This window comes from Acidobacteriota bacterium (genome assembly GCA_026707545.1).
GTDB lineage: Bacteria > Acidobacteriota > Thermoanaerobaculia > Multivoradales > Multivoraceae > Multivorans.
Genome location: JAPOWR010000001.1, coordinates 2,402,716 through 2,428,277, shown reverse-complemented (window position 1 = coordinate 2,428,277; position 25,562 = coordinate 2,402,716). Strand labels below are relative to the sequence as shown.

The following is a 25,562-nucleotide window of genomic DNA, read 5'->3' as shown; positions in this document are numbered from 1 at the left end:
GTCCGTCGGGCGGTGCTCTAGTGTGACGGGCGTGGCCATGGGCGACGAAGATCTGCTTCAGGCGGCGGCCGCAGGTGATCGGCGGGCCTTCAGCGAGTTGCTGGAACTCCACTACGACCGGATCTTCCGGTTCAGCTTTCGGCTGACCGGGAGTCGGGAGGAGGCGGAGGACCTGACGCAGGACATCTGTCTTGCCCTTCCGGCGAAGCTGAAGAGCTTTCGGGGCCAGGCTCGTGTGACGACCTGGCTGTACCGGATTGTGGTGAACGCGGCGCACGATCGGCGACGGCGGGACTCCAGCCGGACCAAGGCGGCGGAGGGTTGGGGGGACTGGGAAGTGAACCGCCGGGCGACGGTGAGAGACACGGCCGCGGGACTCGATTGGCTTCAGCAGTCGATGGGTGCGCTGCCGAGCGACCTTCGCGAGACGGTGGCGCTCACGATCGACGGCGAAATGACTCACGCGCAAGCCGCCGAGGTACTCGGAATCTCCGAAGGCACCGTGAGCTGGCGGCTCTCGGAGGTCCGCAAACGGCTGCGTGCCATGTGGCAAGAGGAAACAGAGCGATGACCGATCCACTCGACGATCTGAAACGCGCATTCGAGGACGCTACGCCTGAGCCGGACGCCGAAAGGCGGAAGATGAACCTGGCTCGCGCCCAGGAGCTCTTTGATCGCGTCCAAGACTCTGAGGTTGAGCAGCGTCGTACCGATGGCCGCACCATCACCTGGGCGGGCATCGAACATGGAGTACGACACATGCTGAACGCACTGACTTCCCGACCTGTCCTGGCTACCGCCGGCGTTGTGGCCGCGGTTGGACTGACCGTTCTCCTGGTAACCGCCACGCGGGATGAGACGCCGCGATCCAGCGTGGTTGTCGCGGATGCTGGCGTCGCGCCCGCGCCAGTAGCGTCGCCTCCAGGCGTTCCGGAAGGGGAGCGCGAGGCGACATCTCCCGCCCCGGAGTCCTCAGACGAGGCCGGGCGATCGACGGTTGGCGGAAGAGTGGTTGACGACGGGGGCGAGCCTGTGCCGGGTGTCAGCGTAACGCTCTCAGGTGCCAGCGGCGAGAGATTCGGGCTGACGGACAATAGCGGTAGCTATCGCTTCCCCGACGTCGCTCCGGGGGACTACTCGGTGAAAGTGGCGCTGGAGGGAATGGGAGAAGCCGATGCCGCGGTCCGCGCCGCCGCCGGAGACCTCGAATCGGTCGACTTCACCCTGCAGGCAGCGATCAGGGAGGGGACCGTTACGGGGATGTCGCCCGTGACTGTCACGGCCGAGGCGCGGGCTGAAGACGAGTGGAGTGCCCTATCCAGCAGACCGGGGATCGCCGCACCGCCGGCGGCCGCCGAACCTCCGGTGGTCGCCGAATCTGCGGCGAGGGAGAGCCGGATGAGGGTAGCCGCCTTCAGTGCCGCGGAGCTACCTCTGCCGGCGGCCGTTCTACCGCCGGTGGACGTGAGGATTGCCCGGCCCACGAGTACGGAGGCCTTCGCCAACGAGCCGGCCAGCCCCGTCAAGGTGGCCAGCGAAGAACCCGTCTCGACCTTCTCGATCGACGTTGACACGGCGAGTTACTCGGTCGTCCGCTCCTCGTTGATGAACGGGTACCTGCCGTCTCCGGAGTCGGTGCGGATCGAGGAGATGGTGAACTACTTCCCGTACGCGTATCCGGCGCCTGAAGAACGCGGCGCGCCGTTCCGGCCGACGGTGACCGTGTCGGAGACGCCGTGGAACCCGGACACGCTGCTGATGCAGATCGGCATCCAGGGACGGCTGCCGGCGACGGTCGATCGACCGCCGCTCAACCTGGTCTTCCTGATCGACACGTCGGGCTCGATGGATCAGCCGAACAAGCTGCCGCTTCTCGTGCAGTCCTTCCGTCTGATGCTCGGCCAGTTGGATCCGGCGGACGAGGTGGCGATCGTCACCTACGCGGGTAGCGCCGGCCTGGCGCTGGACGCCACGGCGTCGAGCGATCGCGGGACGATCCTGGCGGCACTCGACCGTCTCCGTGCGAGCGGATCAACGGCTGGGGCGGCGGGAGTCCAGTTGGCTTACCGGATCGCCGGAGAAATGGCCGCCGAAGGTGAAGTCACGCGCGTCATCCTGGCCACGGACGGCGACTTCAACGTCGGCATCTCGAACCCGGAGCAGCTCGAGGCTTTCATCGCCCGCCAGCGCGACAGCGGCATCTACCTGTCCGTCCTCGGCTTCGGTCGGGGCAACCTCGACGATGCGACGATGCAAGCCCTGGCCCAGAACGGCAACGGCCAGGCGGCCTATATCGACACGCTCTCCGAGGCGCAGAAGGTGCTCGTCGACCAGCTCACCGGCACGCTGTTCCCGATCGCCGACGACGTGAAGATCCAGGTGGAGTTCAACCCCGCCGCGGTCGCCGAGTACCGCCTGATCGGTTACGAGACCAGAGGCCTCCGGCGCGAGGACTTCAACAACGACCGGGTGGACGCTGGCGAGATCGGGGCCGGGCACTCGGTGACCGCGATCTACGAGGTGACGCCGGTCGGGTCGCCTGCCGTACTTCACGATGCCCTGCGCTATGTCAGTCGGGTCGCGGAGACGCCCACGGCGGCCGGTGAGGGGCACGCCGGGGAACTCGGCTTCCTTCGCCTGCGCTACAAGGGGCCGGGAGAGGAGACGAGCCGCCTGATCGAACTGCCGATTGTCCGCGACGCAGGGAGCGGCGGTTCCGAACAGGGTTTCGCCGCCGCGATCGCCGGATTCGGCCAGCTATTGCGGGGCAGCGTCTACACCGGCAGTTGGACCTTCGCCGACGCGATTGCGCTCGCCGATGCGAACACAGGCGACGATCGCTTCGGCTACCGCCGCGAGGCGGTGACCCTGATGCGTCTCGCCGAGAGCCTGGTCCGTTAGTTCGCGCCCAGGAACTTGCGCAGGCAGCGGGTCACGGCACCAGGAGCTTCGGCCATCAGCATGTGGCCCGCGTCGGTGACCGTGACGAAATCGGCGCGGCCGTTGCCGTCGCCGATTCGGTCGGCGAGCGCGCGGCCTGCACGTGGCGGCGTCATCCGGTCCTTCGCTCCGGAGACGACGAGCGTGGGGCAGTTCACTCCCGGGGCGCTGGCCTTGCCCTCCCACTCGTTGCAGGCGGCGAAGTCGCGGTGGAGGACCTGCGGCTTGCAGCGGTCGAGCAGGGCCATGGTCGCGCCGAGCATCCACAGTCCCGGTGACTCGGCGCCGCCGAAGTGGGCGCCGGTGCCGTGGCCGAAGGCGGCGATGAAGCGGTGGGCGTTTAGCGGCCTCTTCAACGTATCGGCGAGCAGGCCGGGGTTCACGCGCAGCGTCTCGCCGGCGCCGAACAGGGCTACCCGGTTGGTGGGTCCGTTCAGCCGGGCGGCGGCGTCGACGGCGATGCAGGCCCCCATCGAGTGGCCCACCAGTGCGAGTTCCTCGCTGTCTGCTTCCTCGGCTGCGGCGGTAGCGAACTCGGCGGTCCAGGCTGCGTAGTCGCCGATCGTCGAGATGCCGGCGACGTCATCAGACGAACCGTGACCCGGCAGGTCGGGTGCGGCGACGTTCCAGCCGTGCTGTGCGAGCGATCGCGCCTGCAGGGCCCAGACCGTGTGGTCGCAGCCGGCGCCGTGGAGCAACACCGCCATCGGTCGCCCCGGCTCCCAGGGGGCACCGCCGGCGCCGCAGTAGACCTTGCGGCCGTCGATCTCGAAGTTCGGCATTCCGGGATCTCCGGCTCAGGAAGCAACGGCGCGCGGCCGCTGCAACCGCTTCTGGGAACGCTTGAGCGCCCGGTCGAGATCGGCCACGAGATCGTCCGGATCCTCGAGGCCGACGGACAGCCTCACCATCTCCTGGGTGACGCCCGATTCGGCCAGCTCCTCGGCGGTCATCTGCTGGTGGGTCGTGCTCGCGGGGTGGATGACAAGGCTCTTCGCGTCGCCGACGTTGGCCAGATGCGACCAGAGCTGCAGGCCCTCGATGAAGGCGACGCCGGCCTCGAGGCCGCCGCGGATACCGAACGTGAGCAGAGCGCCGCTCCCGTTCGGGAGCAGTTTCCGCGCCAGGTCGTGTTGGGGATGGCTCGGGAGATCGGGGTAGCTGACCCAGTCCACCGCCTCCTGACCTTCGAGAAACTTCGCCACGACCCCGGCGTTCTCCGTGTGCCGGGCGACGCGCAGCGGCAGCGTTTCGAGTCCCTGTAGCAGGTAGAAGGCAGCCTGGGGATTCAAACAGGCGCCGAAGTCGCGGAGCCCTTCGAGCCGTGCCTTCAGAATGAAGGCGGGCGGCCCGTAGTGTTCGGCGAATGCGATGCCGTGGTAGCCCGGGCAGGGCTCGGTCATGATCGGGAAACGCCCGGAAGCGGCCCAGTCGAACTTGCCGCTGTCGACCAGGACGCCGCCCAGGGTGACGCCGTGGCCGCCGATGAACTTGGTCGCCGAATGCATCACGATGTCCGCGCCGAGGTCGATGGGCCTCGACAGGAACGGCGTGGCGAACGTGTTGTCGATCAGGAGCGGTACGCCGATCCCGTGCGCATGCTCGGCGACGGCGGAAATGTCCAGCACGTCGATCCGCGGGTTCCCGATCGTCTCGCCGAAGAACAGCTTTGTGTTCGGACGGGCGGCGCGCCGGAAGTTCCCCGGATCGGTCGGTTCGACGAAGGTCGTCTCGACGCCAAACCGGCGCAGGGTGTGGTTCAGCAGGTTGTGGGTGCCGCCGTAGATGGCCGCCGAAGAGACGACGTGGTCCCCGGCGGAGAGGATCGTCGCCGCGGCCAAGTGGAAGGCCGACTGTCCGGAAGCGGTGGCCACCGCGCCGACTCCGCCCTCGAGCGCGGCGATCCGTTCTTCGAACACCGCCACCGTCGGATTCGAGATCCGCGAGTAGATGTGACCGGCCTCCTCGAGGTTGAACAGCCCGGCGGCGTGGTCCGTGTCGCGGAACACGTAGGACGTCGAGTTGACCACCGGTACGGCGCGCGCTCCGGTAGTCGGATCGGGTCGCTGGCCGGCGTGCAGGGAAAGGGTGTCGAACTTGTAGAACCAGTCGCTGCTCATCGCGTTGCCTCCCAGGTTGACCTCGGCGCGAGGCGGACCGCGAGTGTAGCCCGCGACGCCTTCGTGGTGTGGCAGAGTGGCGCCTCGAAAGGGAAGAAGATGGGGATCGTCGAAGAGTGGCACGAGTGCCTGGACCGCGGGGAGATCCTGCTGCTCGACGGCGGTACCGGGACAGAACTGGAGCGCCGGGGTGTGCCGATGGACTCGGCTGCCTGGTGCGGGACGGCGGCGCTCGAGCACCAGGACGCGATCCGGGACCTACATGAGGACTACATCCGGACTGGGGCCGACGCGATCATCACGAACACCTTCGCGACACACCGGCCCCTGCTCGAGGCGGCGGGCCTTGGCGACCAGGTTGCTGTGATCGTGCGGCGGGCGGTGGAGGCCGCGCTCGAGGCGCGGGAGCGGGCCGGGTGTCCCGGCGTGCTCGTGGCCGGCTCGATGTCGACGATGCCGGCGAGCAACATCCGGGGCGGCTACGCGCCGCTGGACGAGCAGATGGCGGCCTACCGGGAGCAGTGCGGACTGCTGGCCGAGGCGGGGGTCGACGTGATCGCGCTCGAGATGATGCAGGACCGCGAGCGGGCGGCGCTGGCCTTCAAGGCAGCGAAGGAGACAGGCCTGCCGGTCTGGCTGGGGGTTAGCGCGCGGAAGGACCCGGACACGGGCGCGATCACTCCGTTCAACTGGCCGGACGAGTCCTTCGAGGAGTTGCTCGACACGCTGATTCCGCTCGGGCCACACGTAGTGCACGTGATGCACTCGGAGATCGCCGCTGTTCCCGAGGCGGTGGCGATGGTTCAGGAGCGCTGGGACGGACCTGTCGGCGTGTACCCGGAGTCGGGCTACTTCACGATGCCGAACTGGAACTTCGTCGATGTGATCGATCCGGCTGATCTGCTGGAAGAGGCGCGCGGCTGGGTGGCCGCGGGCGTTCAGATCGTCGGCGGCTGCTGCGGCCTGGGGCCGGAGCACATTCGGGCCCTCGGAGCTCTTCGCGAGACCGGTTGATGAGGCCGGAACGACCGTGACAGCGAGCAGCGAAGCGGATCGGGCCCAGACGGCCTTCACGCCGCCGGTGCTCGTGCTGGCCTGCCTGGTCCTCGGCTTCGGGCTGTCCTGGCTGCTGCCGCTCCGGATCTGGCCGGTGGGGACCAATGGGCCCCTGGTGGTCGCCGGCGCGGTGATCGTGGGCGCCAGCTTCGCCTGGTTGACCTGGTCGGCTCGGACGATGGTCCGCGGCGGCTCCTCCCTGCCGGTGCATCATCCGACCGCGAAGCTCGTGATCAGAGGACCCTACCGGTGGTCCCGCAATCCGATCTATGCGAGCATGGTGCTGGCGTTCCTGGGCATCGGACTCGCTCTGAGCAGTTGGTGGTTCGTGGCCCTCGCCGTGGCGGTGGCCCTCCTGCTGCGCTGGGGCGTGATCCTGCGGGAGGAGGCCTACCTGGAGCGGAAGTTCGGCGACGAGTACCGGGACTATGCGAAGCGCGTCCGGCGCTGGTTCTAGCGCTGCGCTTCACGTCCTCGTGCCGGCGACCGTGCTGGGGTTGGGCCTCGTCGCCTGTGGACCCGAGCCGGAAGCCGCGGCGCCGTCGCCGGTGCCGGCGGACGTCGAGCACCCGCGGAGCGGAGCATCGACCGGGCAGCCAGCGGTCCTCCTGATCACGATCGACACGCTGCGGGCCGACCGGCTGTCGAGCTACGGCTCGGACCGCGTCGCGACGCCGCACATCGACCGGCTGGCGGCGGAGGGAGTCCGCTTCGCCAACGCGTCGTCGACGGTGCCTTTCACCCTGCCGGCCCACAGCTCGATCATGACCGGGCTCTACCCGCCGTCCCACGGGGTCCGGGAGAACGTCGGCTACGTGCTGGCGCCCGAACTCGTGACGATCGCCGAGCGCTTCCGGGACGCCGGCTACCGGACGGGCGGTTTCGTCAGCGCCTTCGTGCTCGACGCGCGCTGGGGGATCGCCCGCGGCTTCGACACCTACGTCGACGACTTCGACCTCGACGCGATGGCCGGCGCCAACCTGGGCTCGGTCCAGCGGGCGGGTCCGGAGACGATCGCGCACGCCCTGGAGTGGCTCGATTGTGTGGTGGGTGAGGAGCCCTTCTTTCTGTGGCTCCACCTGTTCGACCCTCACGATCCGTACGACCCGCCGGAGCCGTTCCGGTCCGAGTACGAGGGACGGCCCTACGATGGCGAGGTCGCCTACACGGACTCGCTGATCGGCGAATTCCGCGCCGCTCTCGAGGAGCGCGGGGTGTTCGATGGGTCGGTCGTCGTGCTGACGGCCGACCATGGCGAAGGACTCGGCGACCACGGCGAGAGCTACCACGGGTTCTTCGTCTACGACTCCACGGTCCATGTGCCGCTGATCGTCCGGCTGCCCGGCGGCGTCGAGGCGGGCCGGTTGGTCGTTGACGCCGTGAGCCACGTCGACATCGCGCCGACGCTGATCGAGCTTCTGGACCTCGACGGAGCCGGCGCGGCCCAGGGCCGGAGTCTGCTCCCGGACATGCAGGGCCTGCCGAATCCGCTTGCCGAACGGGGTGTCTACGCCGAATCCTTCTACGCCCTCGACCACTACGGCTGGGCGCCGCTTCGCTCGCTGCGCACGGCGGAGCACAAGTACATCGAAGCGCCCGAACCCGAGCTCTACTCCCTGCTCGAGGACCCGGGCGAACTCGCGAACATCCTCCTCGAAGAGCGCGATCTGTCGCGCCTCCTGCGGGCGGAGGCTCTCGAGCTCGCGGCGGAACTCGATCGGACGGCCCCGAGTTCCAGCGCCGAACCGGATCTCGACGAAGACACGCTGGCACAGTTGCGTGCCCTCGGCTACCTCGCCGGCCGCGGTGCCGCCGGTCGGGGGGACTCGGAAGGCCCGCGCGCCGATCCGAAGGACAAGGCGCACCTGCACCGCGCGATCATGCGGGCGCAGAGCGCGTTCGGCGCCGGCGACGAGGACGCGGCGGCGGCCGAGTTGCGGGCGGCGCTGTCCGAAGACGAGGGGCTGCTCGACGCGCACCAGCTTCTGGGCACGATCACCCTCCTCGGGGGCGATCCGGAGCCGGCGATCGGTCATTTCCAGAGCGCGCTGGCCCTCGATCCGGAGCACCGGCAGTCGCTGCTCGGCCTCGCCAACGCCTACCGCGAACTGGGACGCATCGACGAGGCGGTGGTCGGCTACCGCCGGCTGCTAGAAGTCGCGGGTCAGGACGCCAAGGCGACGATGGCGCTGGCGCGGATCCACGTCGACGGCGGCGAACTGAGCGAAGCCGAGGGAGTGCTGGCCGCCGCCGCCGAAGGGCGTGAACCGCCCGCGGTCATCACGAACAAGCTGGGCGAGGTGATGGCGCTGCTGGGCCGTAGCGGCGATGCGGAGGCGAAGTTCCGCCAGGCCATCGCTTCGAACCCGGAGTTGGGCGAGGCCCACTTCAACCTCGCTGTCCTGCTGGACGAGTCGGGGAGGATGGAGGACGCGATCAGCGCCTACCGGCAGGCGGCCGAATTGCGCGCCCGGGACCACCGGCCCCGCTTCAACCTGGGCCGCCTCTACGGCCGGCAGGGTCGCGAGGATCTCCAGATCGAGGCCTACCGCGGCGCGGTCGAAGCGGCTCCGGACTTCACCGTCGGCTACTTCCACCTGGCGAAGGCGCTGATGGACCACGGCCGCGACCTCGAAGAAGCCGAGACGTTCGTGCGCCGCGGTCTGGAGGGCGAGCCGGTCGGCCGGGACGGCGCGCTCGGCTACTTCGTGCTGGCCGACATCCTGAACCGCCTCGGCCGGCGGGTCGAGGAGCGGCAAGCGCTGGCCCGCGGGCGGGAGCTCCTAGGCGGCGAGCGCTGAGGTCACGAGGGCCGCCATCTGTTCCGGATCCTCGAGCGGGCCCAGGTGGCCGAGGCCCTCGATCTCCAGAAAGAGCACGTGCGGCAGCTCGCTGACAATCGCCTCGGCCCAGTATGCGGGCCCGGGTATGAGCACGGAGCCTCGCATCAGGGTCACGGGGCACTCCACCCGGTGGAGCCCGTCCCAGGCACGATGGTGGGGCCCCATGAGGTAGAGCTGCGCCTCGATGTCCGGATGGCACTTGATCTCGACCGCGCCGTCCGCTGACGGCGCGAAGCCGTGCTGAACGTAGACCTCGAGCGCTTCCGGGTCGAGCAGGGAGTAGGGGACCTTCTCCGCGTAGTTGGCGACGGCGGCCTCGAGCGACGCGAAGCGCTTGCGGCGACGTCTTGTCCGTTCGACCCAGACGCCGAGGCGGGCGTCGTCGTCCGTGACGCCGGGTGGATAGATGACCGGTTCGTAGCAGGCCAGTCCGGCGAACAGCCCTGGCCTCTCGGGCGCGATCATCAGTAACGAGGCGGCGCCCATCGAGTGGCCGAAACCGAACAGCGGTCGCTCGGAGCCGAGTTCCAGCGCGTCGATCACTGCGACCAGATCCTCCGCGCAACTCTCCCAGCTGTAGTCGAGGCCGTCGGGCGCGGTCGCGTCGCCGTGCCCCCGCAGATCGACGCTGATCCGGCGAAAGCCGTCGAGCCGCTCGAGCATCGGGTCATAGACCCGCCCGTGAAAGCCGGTGGCGTGGCCGGCGATCAGATCGGGGCCTTCACCGCCGAAGTCGTAGACCGCGAGTTCGACGCCGTCGGTGGACGGGACACGGTGGACGGAGACCGGTTCGAGCATCGGCGCGCCTTCATAGCAGAATACGGAGGCGATGCCGAGGCCATTCTCCTCGTTCGGGCTGAGCGCCGCGTCGTCGGCAGAGAATCTGCGCGTGCGACGGCTCCAGGTCGGTTTTCTGCTGCTGCTCGCCATCACGGCGGTCCAGGTCGTCTGGTGGTTGGTCGACCAGGCACGGATTGCGGACCGCATTGCCGAGGATCGTGTGGCTCGTCTGGAGGTCGACCGCACGGCCGCCGAGGCGTCGCTTCTGGCCGGTCAGCCGTCCGACGAGCTTCGCGACCTCTACCCGGACCTTCTGATCGGGGCGGAAGGCGCGCGGATCCGTCCGGACGCCCTCCAGGAGATCGAAGCGGAGCGAGGCAGCCACCTGTCCCAGTATCGGTGGGAAGGAGCCTTCTTCCTGCTCGTGCTCGCCGGCGGGATTCTGGTGCTATGGCGGGTCCTGCACCGGGAGGCGGACCTGCTGAACCGCCAGCAGAACTTCCTGGCGGCGGTATCTCACGAGTTGCGGAGTCCGCTGGCGAGTCTGCGGCTTACGACAGAAACCCTGTTGCTGCGCGACCTGGCGGCGACGGACCGGCGCGGACTCCTGGAGCGCAACCTGGAAGACTTGCGCCGGCTCGAACGTCTCGTTGGCAACCTGCTGGAGACGACGCGTCTGGAGGAGCGACGAGCGGTGCCGCGCCGTGAGCCGGTCGACCTCTCCGAGGCAGTCTCCCTGGCGTTCGCGGAGCTTGGACACCGCGTGCATGGCGCGGAGGGGATCGATATCGAGGTCGAGGTCGAGTCCGGTCTCGGCCTGCGGGCGGATCCCGTCGGGCTCGGCACGGTGCTGCGGAACCTGATCGGCAACGCGATCGAGTCGGCGCAGACGGCGGGCAGCCGGGTCGAGGTCACGGCCAGGCGCCTCGGTTCGGCGGTCGAACTCCTGGTTCTCGACGACGGTGTCGGTTTCGAGCCCGCCGAGAGCCAGCGGTTGTTCGAGAAGTTCTACCGGCCCGGCAGTGAGTTACGGCGCAACAAGCAGGGCAGCGGTCTGGGTCTCTACCTCGTGCGCGGCTTCGTTGCCCTGGAAGGTGGCGAAGTCGAGGCGAGCAGTGAGGGCCCGGGTCGGGGCGCCACGTTTCGCGTCACCTGGCCCGCCCGTGAATCGGCCGAGGAGCGGGCCTCGTGAGAGCCGCGACCGACGAGGCGGCCCGGGTCCTCCTGATCGAGGACGAGGAGAATCTGGCCGCCGGCATTCGCTTCAACCTCGAGGCGGAGGGTCTCGACGTCGACTGGATCGGCGACGGCGAGGAGGCGCTGGCTCGGATCCGCGATCCCCGCTACCAGCTGGTGATTCTCGACGTGATGCTGCCGGGTGTGGACGGTTTCACGCTGTGCGAGGAGGCGAGGCGGAACGGTGTCGATACACCGGTGCTGTTCCTCACCGCGAAGGCGACGGTCGACGATCGCATTCGCGGGCTCGAAGCCGGGGGCGACGACTACCTCGCCAAGCCCTTCCACCTCACCGAGTTGCTCCTTCGGGTCCAGGCCATCCTGCGGCGCCGTGCGTGGGGCGTGGCGGAGACGGGGCCGGATGTCGTGCGTTTCGGTGACAACCACTTCGACTTCACCGCCTTCGCCGGCGCCTCCTGGGATGGGAAGAACCAGCAGCTGACCCAGAAGGAGGCGATGATCCTCAAGACCCTGGCGGAGCGGGAAGGGGAAGTCGTCTCGCGCGAGGACATTCTCGACCGCGTCTGGGGCTACGAGGCGTTCCCGTCCTCCCGAACAATCGACAACTTCGTTCTCCGGTTGCGCAAGCGCTTCGAGCCCGATCCCGAGCGACCGCGGCACTTCCACACCGTCCGCGGCGTCGGCTACCGATTCACCGTCGAAGCGGATTGACCGAGGGGGCCGGCCGCCTTCGGCTACTGGACCTCCAACAGCTCGATTTCGAACCTGAGTGCGGCGCCCGGTGGAATGGCGGGCGGTGCGCCGTCCGCGCCGTACGCCAGGTCGGCCGGGATGAAGAGTTCCCACTTTGCGCCCGGCTTCATCAACTGGAGCGCCTCCACCCAGCCGGGAATGAAGCCGTTGACGGGGCTGGTGGCGGGTTGGTCGCGGTCGTAGGTGCTGTCGAACTGCGTGCCGTCGATCAGGGTGCCCCGGTAGTGGACGGTCACTGCCTGGGCCGCGGTCGGGCTTTCGCCCTCGCCGGCCCGGAGTTCGCGGTAGAGCAGGCCGGAGTCCCTCTTGACGATGCCTTCTTCCTTTGCCTTCATGGCCAGAAACGCCGAGCTGCGGGCGGTGTTCTCGAGCAGCGCCGCCTGTCGCTGGCGATCCGCGTGCGCCTGCATCTTGGCGCCGAGTTCCCTGAGCACGCTGTCGATTTCGTCGGACTCCATCGCCTCCGTACCTTCCAGTGCGTCCCTGAAGCCGCGGAGAAACAGATCGGGGTCGAGCAGGAAGTCGTTCGGCCCCAGGTTGCTGCCGACGTTCACGCCGAGCGCGTAGGAGGCCTTCTGGTCCCAGGTTTCCGGGAGGGGCGGCTCATCGTTGGCCGCGGCGCTGGCCTCTTCCTGGGCGCAGGCGGGAATCGCCACCAGCAGGGCAAGAGTTGCGGCGATCAAGCTGAGGTACGTGCGTGGCTTGGTCATGGCGCGCATCGTATCCGCACCGCGGGCGCTATCCTCGCTTCGTGGGGCCCGTGCAGTTGATTCTCGTGGCCTTGGTACAGGGGCTCACGGAGTACCTGCCGATCAGTTCGACGGCGCACCTGATCCTGTTGCCGCGGCTGTTCGGCTGGCCCGACCAGGGCCTTGCGGTCGACGTGGCGGCGAACACCGGCACGCTGCTGGCTGTCGTCGCCTACTTTCGGAAGGACCTGGTGGTCTACGTCCGGGCTCTGCGCCCGGGCGTGGATGCCGGCGACGCGAACGCGCGGCGGATGATCCCCCTGCTGGCCGTCGCGTCGGTGCCGGTGCTCGTCATCGGTATCGCGATAGAAGGCTGGGTGGCCGGCGCCGCCCGTAGTCCCGGCGTGATCGCCTGGGCGACGATCGGCTTCGGCCTGGTGCTAGGGGCGGCCGACCGCTGGGGTGGACAGGACCGCCGGCTCGGGCAGTTGACCTGGCCACGAGCGGTGGTGTTTGGCGTTGCGCAGGCCATGGCGCTCGTGCCGGGCGCCTCCCGGGCCGGAGTCGTGATCAGCGCCGGCCGGCTGCTCGGCTTCGACCGCGAATCGTCGGCGCGATTCGCCTTCCTGATGGCGATTCCCGCCGGCATCTTCGTCGCCGGCAACAACACCCTGGAGATGCTCAGCGGCGAGTTGCCGGTTTCGCACCTTCCGTCTCTGCTCCTGGTCGCGGCGCTATCCGCCGTCGTCGGCTACCTGGTGATCGGCGCGCTGCTCGGCTGGGTCCGGCGTAGGAGTCTGCAGGTCTTCGTCGCGTATCGGCTCGTCCTGGGCGCCGTCCTGCTGGTCCTGTTCCAGTCGTAGCGTCGCGTTCCGTCAGAGCTTCGCCTCCACCGCCCTTCCCAACTCCTCCGTCGACACGGCCTGACCGCCCTCCGGCACCAGGTCCGCGGTGCGCAGCCCGTCGTCCAGAACCGCCGCGACCGCCGCTTCGACCTGGGCCGCCTCGACCTCGAGATCAAGACTGTGCCGGAGCAGCATCGCGGCGCTCAGGATCGCGCCGATCGGGTTCGCGATGCCGCGACCGGCGATGTCGGGCGCCGAACCGTGGACCGGTTCGTACAGGCCCTGTCGCCCGGAGCCCAGCGACGCCGAGGGCAGCATGCCGAGGGAGCCGGCGAGAATCGCAGCCTCGTCGCTCAGGATGTCGCCGAACATGTTGCCGGCCAGGATCACGTCGTAGTCCGCGGGCGAGCGCATCAACTGCATGGCGAAGGCGTCCACCAGGTGGTGAGTCACCTCAATGTCGGGGTAGGCGCCGGCGACCTCGGTCACTGCGCGGCGCCAAAGCCGCATCGAGGCAAGGACGTTCGCCTTGTCGATCGACGCGACCTTCTTTCGGCGCCTCCGGGCAGCCTTCAGCGCCACGCGGGCGACTCGCTCCACTTCGCCGGTCGAGTAGACCAGGGTGTCGTGCGCCACGTCGCCGTCGCCCTGTTCCTGGCGGGGACCGAAGTAGATGCCGCCGGTCAGTTCGCGCACGAACAGGAGATCCACGCCGCGCAGCAGTTCGGGCTTGAGCGGCGCGAACGGGGCGAGCGATTCGAACACGGGCACCGGTCGTAGATTGGCGAACAGCCCGAGTTCGGCCCGCAGGTCGAGGAGCCCCTGCTCAGGCCTGAGCTCGGCCGTCGGGTCGGACCACTTCGGTCCGCCGACGGCGCCGAGCAGCACCGCATCGGCCTCCTTGCAGGAGGCCAGTGTCGTGGGTGGCAGCGGATTCTGGAAGTCGTCGATCGCGTTTCCACCCATCGGATGGGAATCGAGCCGGAACTCGTGCTCGCCCAGGTCGGCGACCGCTCTGAGAATCCGGGCTGCTTCGGCGGTGACTTCGGGCCCGATGCCGTCGCCGGGCAGAAGGACGATGTTCGCTTGCATGCGCTGGCGCCGGCCGGCCCCTCAGGCCGACCGCGTGTCGAGCCGCGAGGGGTGCCCCGCCTCGAACGCCTCGATCGCCGGCCCCTGCTTCAGTAGATAGCCGAGCTGGTCCGTGCCGTCGAGCAGGCAGCGGCGGGCGAAGGGATCGACTTCGAAGGCCGTTTCACTGCCGTCGGGGAGGCGTAGTGTCTGCGCTTCCAGGTCGATCGTGACTTCGGCTGCCGGATCGGCGGAAACGGCGGCGAACAGGGACGCGGACACCTCTTCCGTCACCGGAACGACGAGCAGGCCGTTCTTCAGCGCGTTGCTGTGGAAGATGTCGGCGAAGGAGGTGCTGATCACAACGCGGAAGCCGTAGCCGACGAGGGCCCAGGGCGCGTGCTCGCGGGAGCTGCCGCAACCGAAGTTGTCGCCGGCCAGGAGGATCCTGGCTTCGGCGTGCTCGGCGCGGTTCAGCACGAAGTCGGAGATGGGTTCGCCTTCCGGGTCTCCGTCCCGGTAGCGCCAGCGGGAGAACAGGCCGGAGGCGAGGCCGCTGCGGTCGGTGACCTTGAGGTAGGAGGCCGGGATGATCTGGTCGGTGTCGACGTTCTGGATCGGCAGCGGCGCCAGGGTGCCGGTGAAGCGATCGAAGCGGCTGCTCACGACAGCACCTCGCGGACGTCGGTCACGCGGCCCGTGATAGCCGACGCGGCCGCAGTCAACGGACTCGCCAGGAAGGTGCGTCCGCCGGCGCCCTGGCGGCCCTCGAAGTTGCGGTTGGAGGTGCTGACCGCGTACTGGCCGGGCGCCAGTTGATCGCCGTTCATCGCCAGGCACATGGAGCAACCGGCCTCGCGCCACTCGGCGCCGGCGTCGACGAAGATCTGGGCGAGGCCGTCGCGCTCCGCCTGCCGCTTCACGGCGTCGGACCCGGGCACCACGAGCACGCGGAGGCCGTCGGCGACCTTGCGTCCCCGCAGGACGCCCGCGGCGGCCGCAAGGTCGCTGTAGCGGGAGTTCGTGCAACTGCCGACGAAGACGACGTCGATCGGCTTGCCCTCAAGCTGCTGGCCCGGTTCGAGCGCCATGTAGTCGAGCGCCTTGCGGAACGAGGCTCGCTTCTCGGGTTCGACCGCCGCGTCTTCGGGAATCGCGCCGGCGATCGGGATCGCCATGCCTGGATTCGTCCCGTAGGTGACCATCGGTTCGAGACTCGAACCGTCGACCGTGGTGGTCCGGTCGTAGACCGCCCCCTCGTCGGTGGGCAGGGAACGCCAGTCCTCGAGCGCCGCCTCCCAGGCCTCGCCGGACGGTGCCATCGCCCGCCCCTCGAGGTAATCGAAGGTCACGTCGTCGGGCGCGATCAGCCCGGCGCGGGCACCGCCCTCGATCGACATGTTGCAGACCGTCATCCGGCCTTCCATGTCGAGCGACCGGATCGCTTCGCCGGTGTACTCGAACACGTGGCCCGTGCCGCCGCCGATCCCGAGCCTGGCGATCACGGCCAGGATGATGTCCTTGGCGACCACGCCCTCCTGCAGCCGGCCGTCGACCCGGACCTCATAGGTCTTCGGCCGGTGCTGCAAGAGGCACTGCGTGGCGAGGACGTGGCCGACCTCGCTGGTGCCGATGCCGAAGGCGAGCGCCCCGACCGCGCCGTGGGTGCTCGTATGGCTGTCGCCGCAGACGACCGTCATTCCGGGCTGAGTGGCGCCGAGTTCCGGTCCAATCACGTGCACGATGCCGCGCCGCTCGTCGCCCATCGCGTACAGCGGGATGCCGTAGCGTTCGCAGTTCGCCTGCAACTGGTCGAGCTGCGCCGAGCCCTCCGGGTCGAGCACCCTGAGCCTTGCGCCATCGATCGAGGGATCTGTCGGCGTCGAATGGTCCATCGTCGCCAGGGTCAGATCGGGCCGCCGCACGGTCAATCCCCGTTCGGCCAGGTCGGTGAACGCCTGGGGCGAGGTCACTTCGTGAACCAGATGCAGATCGATGAAGAGCGTTGCAGGCAGGCCGCGCTCCTCGGCCGCGACCAGGTGGCGCCGCCAGATCTTCTCGAACAGTGTCCGGGTCTGGCTCATGCTTCCACCGGCTGCGGGCTCGAGACCCTGAGAGTCGCCGGTGCGCCCTCGCCGGCCGTGTACTTGGTGCCGATGACGGTCAGCATCCGGTTGAGGGCCGCGAGATAAGCCTTGGCCGAGGCGACGATGACGTCCGTGTCGGCGCCGTAACCGCCGAAGATCCGGCCGTCGCCGGGGCCGGAGGCCGGGCTCTTGATCCGCACCGTGACCTCGCCCATCGCGTCAATGCCTTCGGTGACGCTGTGGACGTTGTACTCGAGCAGCGTGTTCTCGGCCTCGACGACCGCGTCGATCGCGCTGAAGGTGGCGTCGACGGGGCCGGTCCCGACACCCGGCGAGATGTACTCCTGGCCGTTCGGACCGCGCAGTCGGGCGGTCGCGGTCGGCATGCCGGGCCGCCCGCAGGAGATCTGCAGCTCGAGCAGCGTGAAGATCTCCGTTGGCGCCAGGATCTCCTGGTTCGCGAGCGCCTGCAGGTCGGCGTCGGTGATGTCCTTCTTCTGGTCGGCGAGCTGCTTGAAGCGCCGGAAGGCCTCGCCGAGTTCTTCCCGGTTCAGTTCGAAGCCGAGTTCCTCCATGCGCACCCGCAGCGCGTGCTTGCCGGAGTGCTTGCCCAGGACCAGCTTGCTCTGGGTCAGGCCGACGGTCTGCGGGGTCATGATCTCGTAGGTGCGCTGATCCTGGAGCATGCCGTGCTGGTGGATGCCGGCCTCGTGCGCGAACGCGTTCTCACCCACGATCGCCTTGTTCCGGGGCACCGCGATGCCGGTGTAGTGCGCCACCAGGCGGCTCGTGCGCACGAGTTCGGTCGTGTTCAGACGGGTGCCGACGCCGTAGACCTGGGGCCGGGTGTGAAGCGCCATGACGACTTCCTCGAGCGACGTGTTCCCGGCGCGTTCGCCGATGCCGTTGATCGTCACTTCGACCTGGCGGACGCCGGCCTCGATCGCGGCCAGGGTGTTCGCCGTGGCGCAGCCGAGGTCGTCGTGGCAGTGGGCCGACCAGATCACCCGATCGGCGCCGTCCGTGTGCTCCATCAGGTAGCGGAACAGGTCCCGGTACTCGACCGGCATGTCGTAGCCGACCGTGTCCGGAATGTTCAGCGTTGTGGCGCCTTCCTTGATCGCCAGCGAAAGCACCTCGACCAGGAAGTCCGGGTCGGAGCGGCTGCCGTCCTCGGGGCTGAACTCGATGTCGTCGCACAAGGAGCGGGCATGCGCGACCATGTGGCCGACCTGGCTCAACACCTGCTCCCGGGTCATCCCCAGCTTGCGTTCCATGTGCAGGTCGGAGGTGGCGATGAAGGCGTGAATGCGCGGCCTGGCGGCGTCCCGGACTCCTTCCCAGGCCTTGTCGATGTCCTCGCGCCAGCAGCGGGCGAGACCCGCGATGACCGGGCCCTTTCGGGCCCCTACCTCGCGCGCGATCCGCCGCACCCCCTCCAGGTCGTCGGGGCTGGCCGCGGGGAAACCGGCTTCGATGATGTCGACGCCGAGCACGGCGAGTTGGCGCGCCACCTCGAGCTTCTCGGCGCTGGTCATCGTTGCGCCGGGCGATTGCTCGCCGTCGCGCAGCGTGGTGTCGAAGATTCGGACGTAGTCGCCGTTCCGACTTTTTCGTCCTTTCATGTCTACACCTCCTTGGCGTCCAGGAACGGCATCATCCGACGCAGTTCCCGGCCAACTTCCTCGATCGGATGCGTCCTCTCCGTCGCCCGGCGGGGATCGAACCGCGGCCGGCCGTTCTTGTTCTCCGCGATCCAGTCGCGGGCATAGGTCCCGTCCTGGATGTCGCGGAGCACCTTGTCCATCACCTCGCGCACGTCCTTCGTGATCAGTTGATCGCCGGCGTGGTAGCCGCCGTGCTCGGCGGTGTCGGAGACGCTGTACCACATGTAGCCGAGGCCGCCTTCGTACATCAGGTCGACGATCAGCTTCAACTCGTGCAGGCATTCGAAGTACGCGACTTCCGGCTGGTAGCCGGCCGCGACCAGCTTCTCGAACCCGGCGCGCACCAGCGCCGAGGCGCCACCGCAGAGCACGATCTGCTCGCCGAAGAGATCGGTCTCGGTCTCCTCGGCGAAGGTCGTCTCGATCACGCCGGCCCGCGTGCAGCCGATGCCCTTGGCGTAGGCGAGGGCGTCCGCCAGGGCGCCGCCCGTCGCGTCGTTCTCGACCGCGACGAGGCCCGGCGTGCCGGCGCCCTCGGTGAACACTTCGCGCACACGGTGTCCGGGCGCCTTCGGCGCCACCAGGGACACGTTGACGTTTTCCGGCGCCTCGATCTCGCCGTAGCGGATGTTGAAGCCGTGCGCGAACATCAGTGTGTCCCCGGCTTCGAGGTTCGGCGCGATGTCCTGTTCGTAGAGCGTCGCCTGCGCGGTGTCGGGGGCCAGGATCATGATCATCTGACCTTTGGCGGCGGCGGCGGCGTTGCTCAGCACTTCGAGACCGTCGGCCTCGGCCTTGGCCTGGCTGCCGCTTCCCGCCCGCAGTCCGACGACGACTTCGAGCCCGCTGTCGCGTAGGTTCAGCGCATGGGCGTGGCCCTGGCTGCCGTAGCCGATGACCGCGACTGTCTTGCCCGTAAGGCGGGAGAGATCGGCGTCGTCGTCGTAGTAGAGCTTTGCCATCTGAACAGAGTCCTCGTCGGATGAAGTGAGCGGGTTCCGGGCCGTCAGAGCACGTTGCGCCGGCGGGCGGATCGGGTGCGGTTCGGTTTGTATCCCTCGTCCTTCAGGGTGTGGCCGCCGCGTCCGAGAGCGATCACGCCGGTTCGGACCATCTCGACGATCCCGAAGGGACGCACGAGTTCGGTGAAGTGCTCGAGTTTCTCTTCCTCGCCCGTGATCTCGACCACCAGGGATTCGGCGCTCACGTCGATGATGCGGGCACGGAAGATGTCGCAGAGCTGGATGACTTCACGCCGGTTCTCCGACGATGCCCTGACCTTGACGAGGGCCATGTCGCGGACCACGGACGGCTGGCTGTGGAGGTGGTCGACATGGACCACGTCGACCAGCTTGTAGAGGTTCTTGACCAGGCGGTCGGCCTCGGCGGCGTCGGACTCCATGACGATCGTCATGCGGGAGATGTTCTCTCGCTGGGTGCGTCCCACGGACAGGCTGTCGATGTTGAAGCTGCGCCGTCTGAAGAGGTTCGACACCCGGGCCAAAACGCCCGGGCGGTTCTCGACCAGCGCCGCCAGGATGTGCTTGGCCATCGTCCCCTCGTCCTCAGACTCCGAACCGCGTGCCGACGGTGGCCGCCGCGGCCGGGGCTTCGGGTTCCGGCGCTGGCTCTTCGGGAGCCTCCGCTGCCGCCGCCCGTTCGCGGCGCTTGCGCTCGAACTCCTCCGGCGTCGGCCGGCGGATCATGTCGTCGAGGTCGGCGCCGGCCGGCACCATGGGAAAGACGATCTCCTCCTTCTCGACGACGAAGTCGATCAGGGTCGGACCGGCGGTGCGGGCCCGGTTTTCGTTCACGGCCTCTTCGATCTGGCCGCGTTCGGTGACCCGGGTAGCCGGGATCCCATAGGCCTCCGCCAGCTTGCAGAAGTCCGGATTGACCATGGGCGTCTGGTTGTAGCGCTCCTCGTAGAAGAACTCCTGCCACTGGCGGACCATGCCGAGGAATCCGTTGTTGATCACGGCGATGTGCACGTTGACCTGCTCCTGGACCGCGGTAGCGAGTTCCATCGAGGTCATCTGGAAGCCGCCGTCGCCGACGATCGCCCACACCTCCTGGTCGGGCCGGGCCATCTTGGCGCCGATGGCGGCCGGCAGGCCGAACCCCATCGTGCCGAGCCCGCCGCTCGTGATCAGGCTGTGAGGCCGTTCGTGCTGGTAGTACTGGGCCTCCCACATCTGGTGCTGGCCGACATCGGTGACGGTCACGGCGTTGCCGCCGGTGAACTCGAACAGATCACGGATGACCTGGGCGCCGAGCAGCTTGCCCTCGGGCACGGCGGGATGCTGGGGCGCCTCGGCGGGCCGCACGATCTCGCGCAGCTCCGAGTCCGCCCGCCACTCCGCGATGCGGTCGAACCAGGCGTCGTTCGGCCGGCGTTCGACGCGGTCCAGCAATTGCCGGAGAACCTCACCGAGGTCGCCGACGATGCCGACGTCGACGTTCACGTTCTTGTTGATCTCGGAGGGATCGATGTCCACGTGAATCTTGCGTGAGTTCCGGGCGTAGGTCGCCAGGTTGCCGGTTACCCGGTCGTCGAAGCGCATACCGAGGGCGATCAGCAGGTCGGCCTGCTGGATGGCGTGGTTCACTTCGGCGCCGCCGTGCATCCCCATCATCCCGAGGCACATCGGGTGTTGCTCGGAGATGGCGCCCTTTCCGAGCAGCGTGAGCGCGACCGGAATCTGCGCCCGCTCGCAGAGTTGCGCAAGTTCGCGGTTCGCGTTCGACATGGAGATGCCGTGTCCGGCCAGGATGATGGGACGTCTCGACTCGCGGATGAGTTTCAGGGCGGCGTCGACCTGATCCGCACGTCCGACTCTGGGAGGCTTGTAGCCCGGCAGCGTGACCGGCTCCGTTGGGTAGACGAAGTTCGTGGACTGATTCTGGATGTCCTTGGGAATGTCGACGAGCACGGGGCCCGGCCGGCCGGTACGCGCGATGTGGAAGGCCTCCCGCATGACTTCTGCCAGCTCGTCCAGGCTGGTGACCAGGTAGTTGTGCTTCGTAATCGGCAAGGTGATCCCGGTGACGTCCGTCTCCTGGAAGGCGTCTGTGCCGATGGCGCCGGTCGGCACCTGGCCGGTGATGCAGACGATGGGCGAGGAATCCATCATCGCGGTCGCGATACCGGTGACCAGATTCGTGGCGCCGGGGCCGCTGGTCGCCATCGCGACCCCGACCTTGCCGGTGGCCCGGGCGTAGCCGTCCGCCATGTGGGACGCGCCCTGCTCGTGCCGGGTCAGAACGTGGTGGAGTTGCGGGTACTTGGTCAGCGCATCGTAGGTGGGCAGGATCGCCCCGCCGGGATAGCCGAAGACGATGTCGACTCCTTCGCGGAGGAGGCACTCGCAGACGATCTCGGCGCCGGTCAGCACCACGGCCTCCGTGTTCATGCCGGCCTCTTCAGTCGCTCGATCCGCAGCGGTCGTGTCGTCGGTCATCTCGGCCTCCTCTGTCAGGCCCCGGCGGCCGATGTTGCCGCAGCCAGTCGGGGTACGGGAGTGAGCCAGTCGTGTCGGTCGGGGAGCCGGCCCTCGACGAGGCCGAAGAACTCCTCCTGCAGGTGGTGCGTGATCTCGCCGCGGCTGCCGGAGCCGATCGGAATGCGGTCGACGGAACGCACCGGGCTTACCTCCGCGGCTGTGCCGGTCATGAACAGTTCGTCGGCCAGGTACAGCTCTTCGCGCGCGATCGGCTGGAAGCGCACGTCGTACTTCAGGTCCTGGGCGATCGTGATCACGGAGTCCCTGGTAATGCCGCCCAGGATCGAGTTGTAGAGGGGTGGTGTGTGGATCACACCGTCGCGGATCAGGAACAGGTTCTCGCCCGCACCTTCGCAGACGAGGCCGCGGTCGTCGAGCATGATGCCCTCGGCGTAACCGTGCTGGCGCGCCTCGATGGACACGAACTGGTTCGTCACGTACTGCCCGCTGATCTTGCCTAGCGGTACGGCCGTGTTCGAGTTGAAGCGCCGCCAGGAGCTCACCGCGGCGTCGACGCCCTGTTCGATCGCCTCCTCTCCTAGGTAGCGCCCCCACCTGACCGCGTAGATGGCGAGCCTGGAGCTGCAGTCGGTGGGATTGAGGCCCATCTCCTCGTTACCCCTGTAGATCAAGGGCCGGATGTAGCAGGATTCGAGGCGGTTGCGGGCGACCGCCTCGATGCACAGCTCCTCGACCTGATCCGGTGTGTAGCCTGGATCCATGCGCATGATCCGGCAACTGTCGAACAGGCGCCGCACATGAGCGCCGAGGCGGAAGATCGCCGTCGTTTCGCCGGTGTCGTAGGCGCGAATGCCCTCGAAGACCGAGGAACCGTAGTGCAGGCCGTGCGTGGTGAGGTGGACGGTGGCCTCGTCCCACGGCTTCCACTGATCGTCGAGCCAGATCCACTCAGATCGTTCTATTGGCATGCAGTTGCTCCGCTAGCGGCCGAACCAAAAAAGCCCCCAGGCTGTGCTGGGGGCTCTAGATCGCTTCGGGTTCCGGTTTGTGCGCCTAGTTAGCCCCCTGGACGAGAAGGACCAGAATCAGGACCAGTAGCAGGAGCCCGGCGGGAACGCCGAGATCGGCGACCTGTCGCGGCAGCGCACGCGCCAGGAGGGCGGGTCGCCCGGGTGTCCGAGCGTTCCTGCGAGTCGATCGTGAGGCCAGGCGCGTCATGGCCGGTTCGAGAGTCCCTTCTAGGTGGAAGGTGCTGTGGGTATGGGTCTACGTTCGCTCCCGCCGGATGGCAAAGCGTGCAGCGGAGCGTAGGAGAGGACGGGAGCGGCTGTCAAGTGGACGGTGCGACTGGCGCACTCGGCGTGGCGCCTAGAGCCGCCAAACCCGTCGCGGACTCCGTGTTTGGCCCCAGCCCCCACCTCACTAGCATCCTGCGTCGCAGAACTGGCTTCGCCGCGTCCTGCGGCGCAAGCTGCTAGCCGACGGTGTCCCGGAAGATGCGGATGATCTCGTCCGCCTCGTTCTCGGTGAGCGTCAGGATGGGTCGGAACTCCACTCCACCGTCCGTGTACCAGGCCGGCACGGTGAAGATTCCGGCTTCGAAGAGCCTCGCGGTCATCTCCATCTTGCCCATCTCCTCGGAGAGGATGCCCATGCACAGCCCGTGCTGGTTGACCCGGTAGGGACCGCCCCGCAGCCCCTCGGCGAACTGCTCGGCCAGCGCGTTCACCTGCTCCAGGAATCCGGGCGCCATCGTCAGGTCGCAGACCTTGGCGGTGGCGACGCAGCCAAGTTCGTTGCCGCCGAAGGTCGAGGAGTGGGGGATCGCGGTGTCGAAGAACCACTCCTTGATCTCGGGGGCGAGCAGAACGGCGGCGTTGGCGAGGATGCCGCCGCCGAGGCCCTTGGCGGTGGTCACGATGTCCGGGACGATGCCGTGGTGTTGCCAGAACCAGAACTTCCCGGTCGCGCCCAGGCCGGTCTGGACCTCGTCGATGATCAGTTTCGCTCCGTTCTTCCGGCAGATGTCGTTCACGGCCTGGAAGTAGCCGGAATCGGGAACCGGGAATCCCGACTGCGCAGGCGACGACTCGATCAGCACCGCGGCGGTTTCGTCGTCGACCGCGGCGGTCATCGCGTCCAGGTCGTTGTACGGCACGAAGACGAAGTCGTCGAAGTCGAGGAGGTACCGCTCGTGGTTGTCCGGGTTGTCGCCGGCAGCCAGGGCGAAGCAGGTGTGGCCGTGGTAGGAGGCCTCGAGCGAGACCAGCTTCGTCCGCCTGGTCATGCCGCGGACGGCTCGGATCGCGACCTCCGTGGATTCCGCGCCGCTGGCCGTGTAGGTGACGCCGGTCAGGGCTCCGCCCGTGCTGGCGATCAGCTTCTCGGCCGCCTTTGCCTTGTAGCCCGAGATCAGAAGCAGGTTGCCGATCTCGAGTTGGTGCAGCGCCTCCTTGACCGCGGCGATGATGTCCGGGTTGCGATGCCCGAGGTTGTACAGGGTGCCGTTGCGGTGGCAGTCCCAGTACCACTTCTTCGTGAACGCGTCCTGGACGCGGGCACCCTCGCGCTGGCCGAAGTGAAGCTCGGTGCCGAACGCCTTCATGACGCCGACGTTGCCGGGGGATACGTATTCCGCAAAGGCGCCCTCGGTGGCTGCGGCCGACGGATACGGCGGGTAGCCCTCGGGAAAGTGCACCGCCTCGACGGTCGCTGCGTCCTGGTCGCCCGTGTCCGAAGCGGCCCGCGTGTTCGGAGTGCAGCCCGCCAGTGCGGCGGCGCCGCCGGCAGCGGCCATCGTTCGGATGCAGTCGCGCCGACTGCGCGTCGTCTCTCTGCGCGTGATGCTCATTGCGGGTCCTCCTGCGATCGCGCTCCGGGCGGCTGTTCCAGCAGCAGCTGGCGAATCGTGCGGCTCACCTCCTCGTGACCTGCGTCGTTCATCAGCACGCAGTAGAGCAGGTCGCCGCGGTTCGGGAAGAAGTTCAGGTCGGCGAAGAAGAAGCCGTTGCCGCCGTTGTGGCCGATCATCCTCTCGCTGCTCGGAAGCTGGAAGGTGACCCATCCGTAGCCGTAGAAGGAGTCGCCGTATCCCTCGTCCACATGTTCGCCGAACAGGGTGCCGAGCGACTCGGCCGACAGCACTTCGCCGCCCCGAAGAGCCTTGACCCAGCGGAACATGTCCTCAACGGTCGAGTGGATGCCTCCGTTGCCCACGAGGTGCCAGGAGAAGCCGGCTTCGCGGTTCTGCTTTTGGATGACCCGGCCGAAGCGCCGGCCGTCCCGGTAGCCGGCGGCGACGTGTGCCTCCGACCAGTCGGCCAGGCGATAGCCGGTGTGATGCATACCCAGCGGTTCGAAGAACTCCCCTCGCAGGAACTCCTCGTAGGGTCTGCCGGTGCTGCGTTCGACGATCGCGGCGAGAACGGAGTAGCCCGTGTTGGAGTAGTCGTGCCGTTCGCCCGGTGGATAACGCAGCTCGGTGCGCCAGACCTCCTGCAGGTAGTCGTCACGACCGACGTACTCCTCGTCGGAACCCAGCGCCGGCGGCAGACCGGCCGTGTGGGTGAGGAGCTGGTGGATCGTGATCGCCCTCTTTCTTGCGGGCGCCTCCGGAAAGAAACGCCCTACCGAGTCGCCGGCGTTCAAGTGGCCCTGTTCCTGGAGTTTGAGGATCGCCGCGCCGGTGAACTGCTTGGTGATCGAGCCGATTGTCGACACGGTCTCAGGCCGGAAGGGGACGCCGGCCTCCCGGTCCGCCAGGCCGTAGCCGGCAAGGTGCAGCACCTCGCGGCCCCGGGCAACGAGCACACTGCCGGCGAACCCCTTCTCGACCTGTTCGCCCAGCATTCGGTCGAGTTCCGCCAGACGCGGACCGGAACCGCCTTCCCGGACCCTCCTCTGTGCGCTCCGGGTCGGCGTGTGACTGCCGAAACCGAGGAGACCGGCCGCAGTCGCCAGAGCCTCCCTGCGGTTCAAGCGGTACACGCGGTCCATCGTTCTTCGTCGGACGTTTCGCGATCCGCCGGGTTCGGAAATCGCGGCCAGTTT

22 protein-coding genes are annotated in these 25,562 nt (G+C 68.1%); 8 read left to right on the top strand and 14 right to left on the bottom strand.

Translation table 11 applies throughout. The annotated features are described in order from the left end of the window. The first annotated feature begins 31 nt into the window (after positions 1–31). Positions 32–571, top strand: a complete 540-nt coding sequence (locus OXG83_09575; protein ID MCY3965279.1) for an RNA polymerase sigma factor — start codon at positions 32–34, stop codon at positions 569–571. A gap of 188 nt (positions 572–759) precedes the next feature. Beyond that, a complete protein-coding gene (locus OXG83_09570; protein MCY3965278.1) occupies positions 760–2,901 on the top strand; it encodes a von Willebrand factor type A domain-containing protein in 2,142 nt (713 codons plus the stop codon). Here the strand turns inward: OXG83_09570 and OXG83_09565 are convergent. Together OXG83_09565 and OXG83_09560 are read right to left on the bottom strand one after the other, a co-directional pair. Further along, positions 2,898–3,722 carry an alpha/beta hydrolase gene (locus OXG83_09565; protein MCY3965277.1) on the bottom strand — a complete coding sequence of 275 codons (825 nt, stop codon included), beginning with the start codon at positions 3,720–3,722 and terminating at the stop codon, positions 2,898–2,900. The two genes, OXG83_09570 and OXG83_09565, sit on opposite strands and share 4 nt — an antisense overlap. A 15-nt stretch (positions 3,723–3,737) precedes the next feature. Next, the gene (locus tag OXG83_09560) at positions 3,738–5,060 is read right to left on the bottom strand and encodes an O-acetylhomoserine aminocarboxypropyltransferase (protein MCY3965276.1); all 1,323 of its coding nucleotides are present in this window, start codon (positions 5,058–5,060) and stop codon (positions 3,738–3,740) included. Positions 5,061–5,159: 99 nt separating this feature from the next. Here OXG83_09560 and OXG83_09555 point away from each other — a divergent pair, with 99 nt between their 5' ends. The 3 genes from OXG83_09555 to OXG83_09545 are packed head-to-tail and all read left to right on the top strand — an operon-like array spanning position 5,160 to position 8,917. After that, positions 5,160–6,074 (top strand): homocysteine S-methyltransferase family protein, encoded by a 915-nt coding sequence (locus tag OXG83_09555; GenBank protein ID MCY3965275.1) that lies wholly within the window; start codon positions 5,160–5,162, stop codon positions 6,072–6,074. 16 nt (positions 6,075–6,090) lie between these two features. Next, entirely contained in the window at positions 6,091–6,573 is a 483-nt protein-coding gene (locus OXG83_09550; GenBank protein MCY3965274.1) for an isoprenylcysteine carboxylmethyltransferase family protein, read from the top strand. 19 nt (positions 6,574–6,592) lie between these two features. Next, the gene (locus OXG83_09545; GenBank protein MCY3965273.1) at positions 6,593–8,917 is read left to right on the top strand and encodes a sulfatase-like hydrolase/transferase; all 2,325 of its coding nucleotides are present in this window, start codon (positions 6,593–6,595) and stop codon (positions 8,915–8,917) included. Here OXG83_09545 and OXG83_09540 read toward each other — a convergent pair. Next, positions 8,900–9,757, bottom strand: coding sequence for an alpha/beta hydrolase (locus OXG83_09540; protein MCY3965272.1), 858 nt, complete (start codon positions 9,755–9,757; stop codon positions 8,900–8,902). The genes OXG83_09545 and OXG83_09540 overlap by 18 nt on opposite strands. Positions 9,758–9,788: 31 nt before the next feature. Here OXG83_09540 and OXG83_09535 point away from each other — a divergent pair, with 31 nt between their 5' ends. Beyond that, positions 9,789–10,931, top strand: coding sequence for an ATP-binding protein (locus tag OXG83_09535; GenBank protein MCY3965271.1), 1,143 nt, complete (start codon positions 9,789–9,791; stop codon positions 10,929–10,931). Beyond that, positions 10,928–11,647, top strand: coding sequence for a response regulator transcription factor (locus OXG83_09530; protein ID MCY3965270.1), 720 nt, complete (start codon positions 10,928–10,930; stop codon positions 11,645–11,647). Before OXG83_09535 ends, OXG83_09530 begins: the two co-directional genes overlap by 4 nt. A gap of 23 nt (positions 11,648–11,670) precedes the next feature. Here the strand turns inward: OXG83_09530 and OXG83_09525 are convergent, their stop codons facing one another. Then, positions 11,671–12,399: an FKBP-type peptidyl-prolyl cis-trans isomerase gene (locus OXG83_09525; protein MCY3965269.1), complete on the bottom strand. Its 729-nt coding sequence runs from the start codon at positions 12,397–12,399 to the stop codon at positions 11,671–11,673. A 50-nt stretch (positions 12,400–12,449) separates the two neighbouring features. On the opposite strand from OXG83_09525, the gene OXG83_09520 reads away from it, so the two are divergent. Continuing rightward, complete coding sequence (locus tag OXG83_09520; GenBank protein ID MCY3965268.1) at positions 12,450–13,241, top strand: undecaprenyl-diphosphate phosphatase; 792 nt, start codon at positions 12,450–12,452, stop codon at positions 13,239–13,241. Between the two features lie 12 nt (positions 13,242–13,253). On the opposite strand, the gene leuB is transcribed toward OXG83_09520, so the two are convergent. The 10 genes from leuB to OXG83_09470 all read right to left on the bottom strand — a co-directional run bounded on the left by leuB (position 13,254) and on the right by OXG83_09470 (position 25,508). Next, the gene (leuB, locus tag OXG83_09515) at positions 13,254–14,315 is read right to left on the bottom strand and encodes a 3-isopropylmalate dehydrogenase (GenBank protein ID MCY3965267.1); all 1,062 of its coding nucleotides are present in this window, start codon (positions 14,313–14,315) and stop codon (positions 13,254–13,256) included. 21 nt (positions 14,316–14,336) lie between these two features. Then, on the bottom strand, positions 14,337–14,960 hold the full coding sequence (leuD, locus tag OXG83_09510) for a 3-isopropylmalate dehydratase small subunit (protein ID MCY3965266.1): 624 nt from the start codon (positions 14,958–14,960) through the stop codon (positions 14,337–14,339). Further along, entirely contained in the window at positions 14,957–16,378 is a 1,422-nt protein-coding gene (gene leuC / locus OXG83_09505) for a 3-isopropylmalate dehydratase large subunit (protein MCY3965265.1), read from the bottom strand. Before leuC ends, leuD begins: the two co-directional genes overlap by 4 nt. Next, complete coding sequence (locus tag OXG83_09500; GenBank protein ID MCY3965264.1) at positions 16,375–18,006, bottom strand: 2-isopropylmalate synthase; 1,632 nt, start codon at positions 18,004–18,006, stop codon at positions 16,375–16,377. The genes leuC and OXG83_09500 overlap by 4 nt, the downstream gene beginning before the upstream one ends. 2 nt (positions 18,007–18,008) lie before the next feature. Continuing rightward, positions 18,009–19,010 carry a ketol-acid reductoisomerase gene (gene ilvC, locus OXG83_09495; protein ID MCY3965263.1) on the bottom strand — a complete coding sequence of 334 codons (1,002 nt, stop codon included), beginning with the start codon at positions 19,008–19,010 and terminating at the stop codon, positions 18,009–18,011. Positions 19,011–19,054: 44 nt separating this feature from the next. Then, positions 19,055–19,600, bottom strand: coding sequence for an acetolactate synthase small subunit (ilvN, locus tag OXG83_09490; GenBank protein ID MCY3965262.1), 546 nt, complete (start codon positions 19,598–19,600; stop codon positions 19,055–19,057). Positions 19,601–19,613: 13 nt separating this feature from the next. Further along, positions 19,614–21,461, bottom strand: a complete 1,848-nt coding sequence (gene ilvB, locus OXG83_09485; GenBank protein ID MCY3965261.1) for a biosynthetic-type acetolactate synthase large subunit — start codon at positions 21,459–21,461, stop codon at positions 19,614–19,616. Between the two features lie 62 nt (positions 21,462–21,523). After that, complete coding sequence (locus tag OXG83_09480) at positions 21,524–22,480, bottom strand: branched-chain amino acid transaminase (protein MCY3965260.1); 957 nt, start codon at positions 22,478–22,480, stop codon at positions 21,524–21,526. 506 nt (positions 22,481–22,986) lie between these two features. Next, on the bottom strand, positions 22,987–24,363 hold the full coding sequence (locus OXG83_09475) for an aminotransferase class III-fold pyridoxal phosphate-dependent enzyme (GenBank protein MCY3965259.1): 1,377 nt from the start codon (positions 24,361–24,363) through the stop codon (positions 22,987–22,989). Continuing rightward, a complete protein-coding gene (locus tag OXG83_09470; protein ID MCY3965258.1) occupies positions 24,360–25,508 on the bottom strand; it encodes a serine hydrolase in 1,149 nt (382 codons plus the stop codon). Before OXG83_09470 ends, OXG83_09475 begins: the two co-directional genes overlap by 4 nt. Between the last annotated feature and the right edge of the window lie 54 nt (positions 25,509–25,562).

Excerpts from the sequence above, each read along its gene's own strand:
- OXG83_09570 (MCY3965278.1), top strand. The coding sequence starts at position 760 with ATGCTGAACGCACTGACTTCCCGACCTGTCCTGGCTACCGCCGGCGTT.
- OXG83_09565 (MCY3965277.1), bottom strand. The coding sequence starts at position 3,722 with ATGCCGAACTTCGAGATCGACGGCCGCAAGGTCTACTGCGGCGCCGGC.
- OXG83_09560 (MCY3965276.1), bottom strand. The coding sequence starts at position 5,060 with ATGAGCAGCGACTGGTTCTACAAGTTCGACACCCTTTCCCTGCACGCC.
- OXG83_09555 (MCY3965275.1), top strand. The coding sequence starts at position 5,160 with ATGGGGATCGTCGAAGAGTGGCACGAGTGCCTGGACCGCGGGGAGATC.
- OXG83_09540 (MCY3965272.1), bottom strand. The coding sequence starts at position 9,757 with ATGCTCGAACCGGTCTCCGTCCACCGTGTCCCGTCCACCGACGGCGTC.
- OXG83_09535 (MCY3965271.1), top strand. The coding sequence starts at position 9,789 with ATGCCGAGGCCATTCTCCTCGTTCGGGCTGAGCGCCGCGTCGTCGGCA.
- OXG83_09525 (MCY3965269.1), bottom strand. The coding sequence starts at position 12,399 with ATGACCAAGCCACGCACGTACCTCAGCTTGATCGCCGCAACTCTTGCC.
- leuB (MCY3965267.1), bottom strand. The coding sequence starts at position 14,315 with ATGCAAGCGAACATCGTCCTTCTGCCCGGCGACGGCATCGGGCCCGAA.
- leuC (MCY3965265.1), bottom strand. The coding sequence starts at position 16,378 with ATGAGCCAGACCCGGACACTGTTCGAGAAGATCTGGCGGCGCCACCTG.
- OXG83_09500 (MCY3965264.1), bottom strand. The coding sequence starts at position 18,006 with ATGAAAGGACGAAAAAGTCGGAACGGCGACTACGTCCGAATCTTCGAC.
- ilvC (MCY3965263.1), bottom strand. The coding sequence starts at position 19,010 with ATGGCAAAGCTCTACTACGACGACGACGCCGATCTCTCCCGCCTTACG.
- ilvN (MCY3965262.1), bottom strand. The coding sequence starts at position 19,600 with ATGGCCAAGCACATCCTGGCGGCGCTGGTCGAGAACCGCCCGGGCGTT.
- ilvB (MCY3965261.1), bottom strand. The coding sequence starts at position 21,461 with ATGAACACGGAGGCCGTGGTGCTGACCGGCGCCGAGATCGTCTGCGAG.
- OXG83_09480 (MCY3965260.1), bottom strand. The coding sequence starts at position 22,480 with ATGCCAATAGAACGATCTGAGTGGATCTGGCTCGACGATCAGTGGAAG.
- OXG83_09475 (MCY3965259.1), bottom strand. The coding sequence starts at position 24,363 with ATGAGCATCACGCGCAGAGAGACGACGCGCAGTCGGCGCGACTGCATC.
- OXG83_09470 (MCY3965258.1), bottom strand. The coding sequence starts at position 25,508 with ATGGACCGCGTGTACCGCTTGAACCGCAGGGAGGCTCTGGCGACTGCG.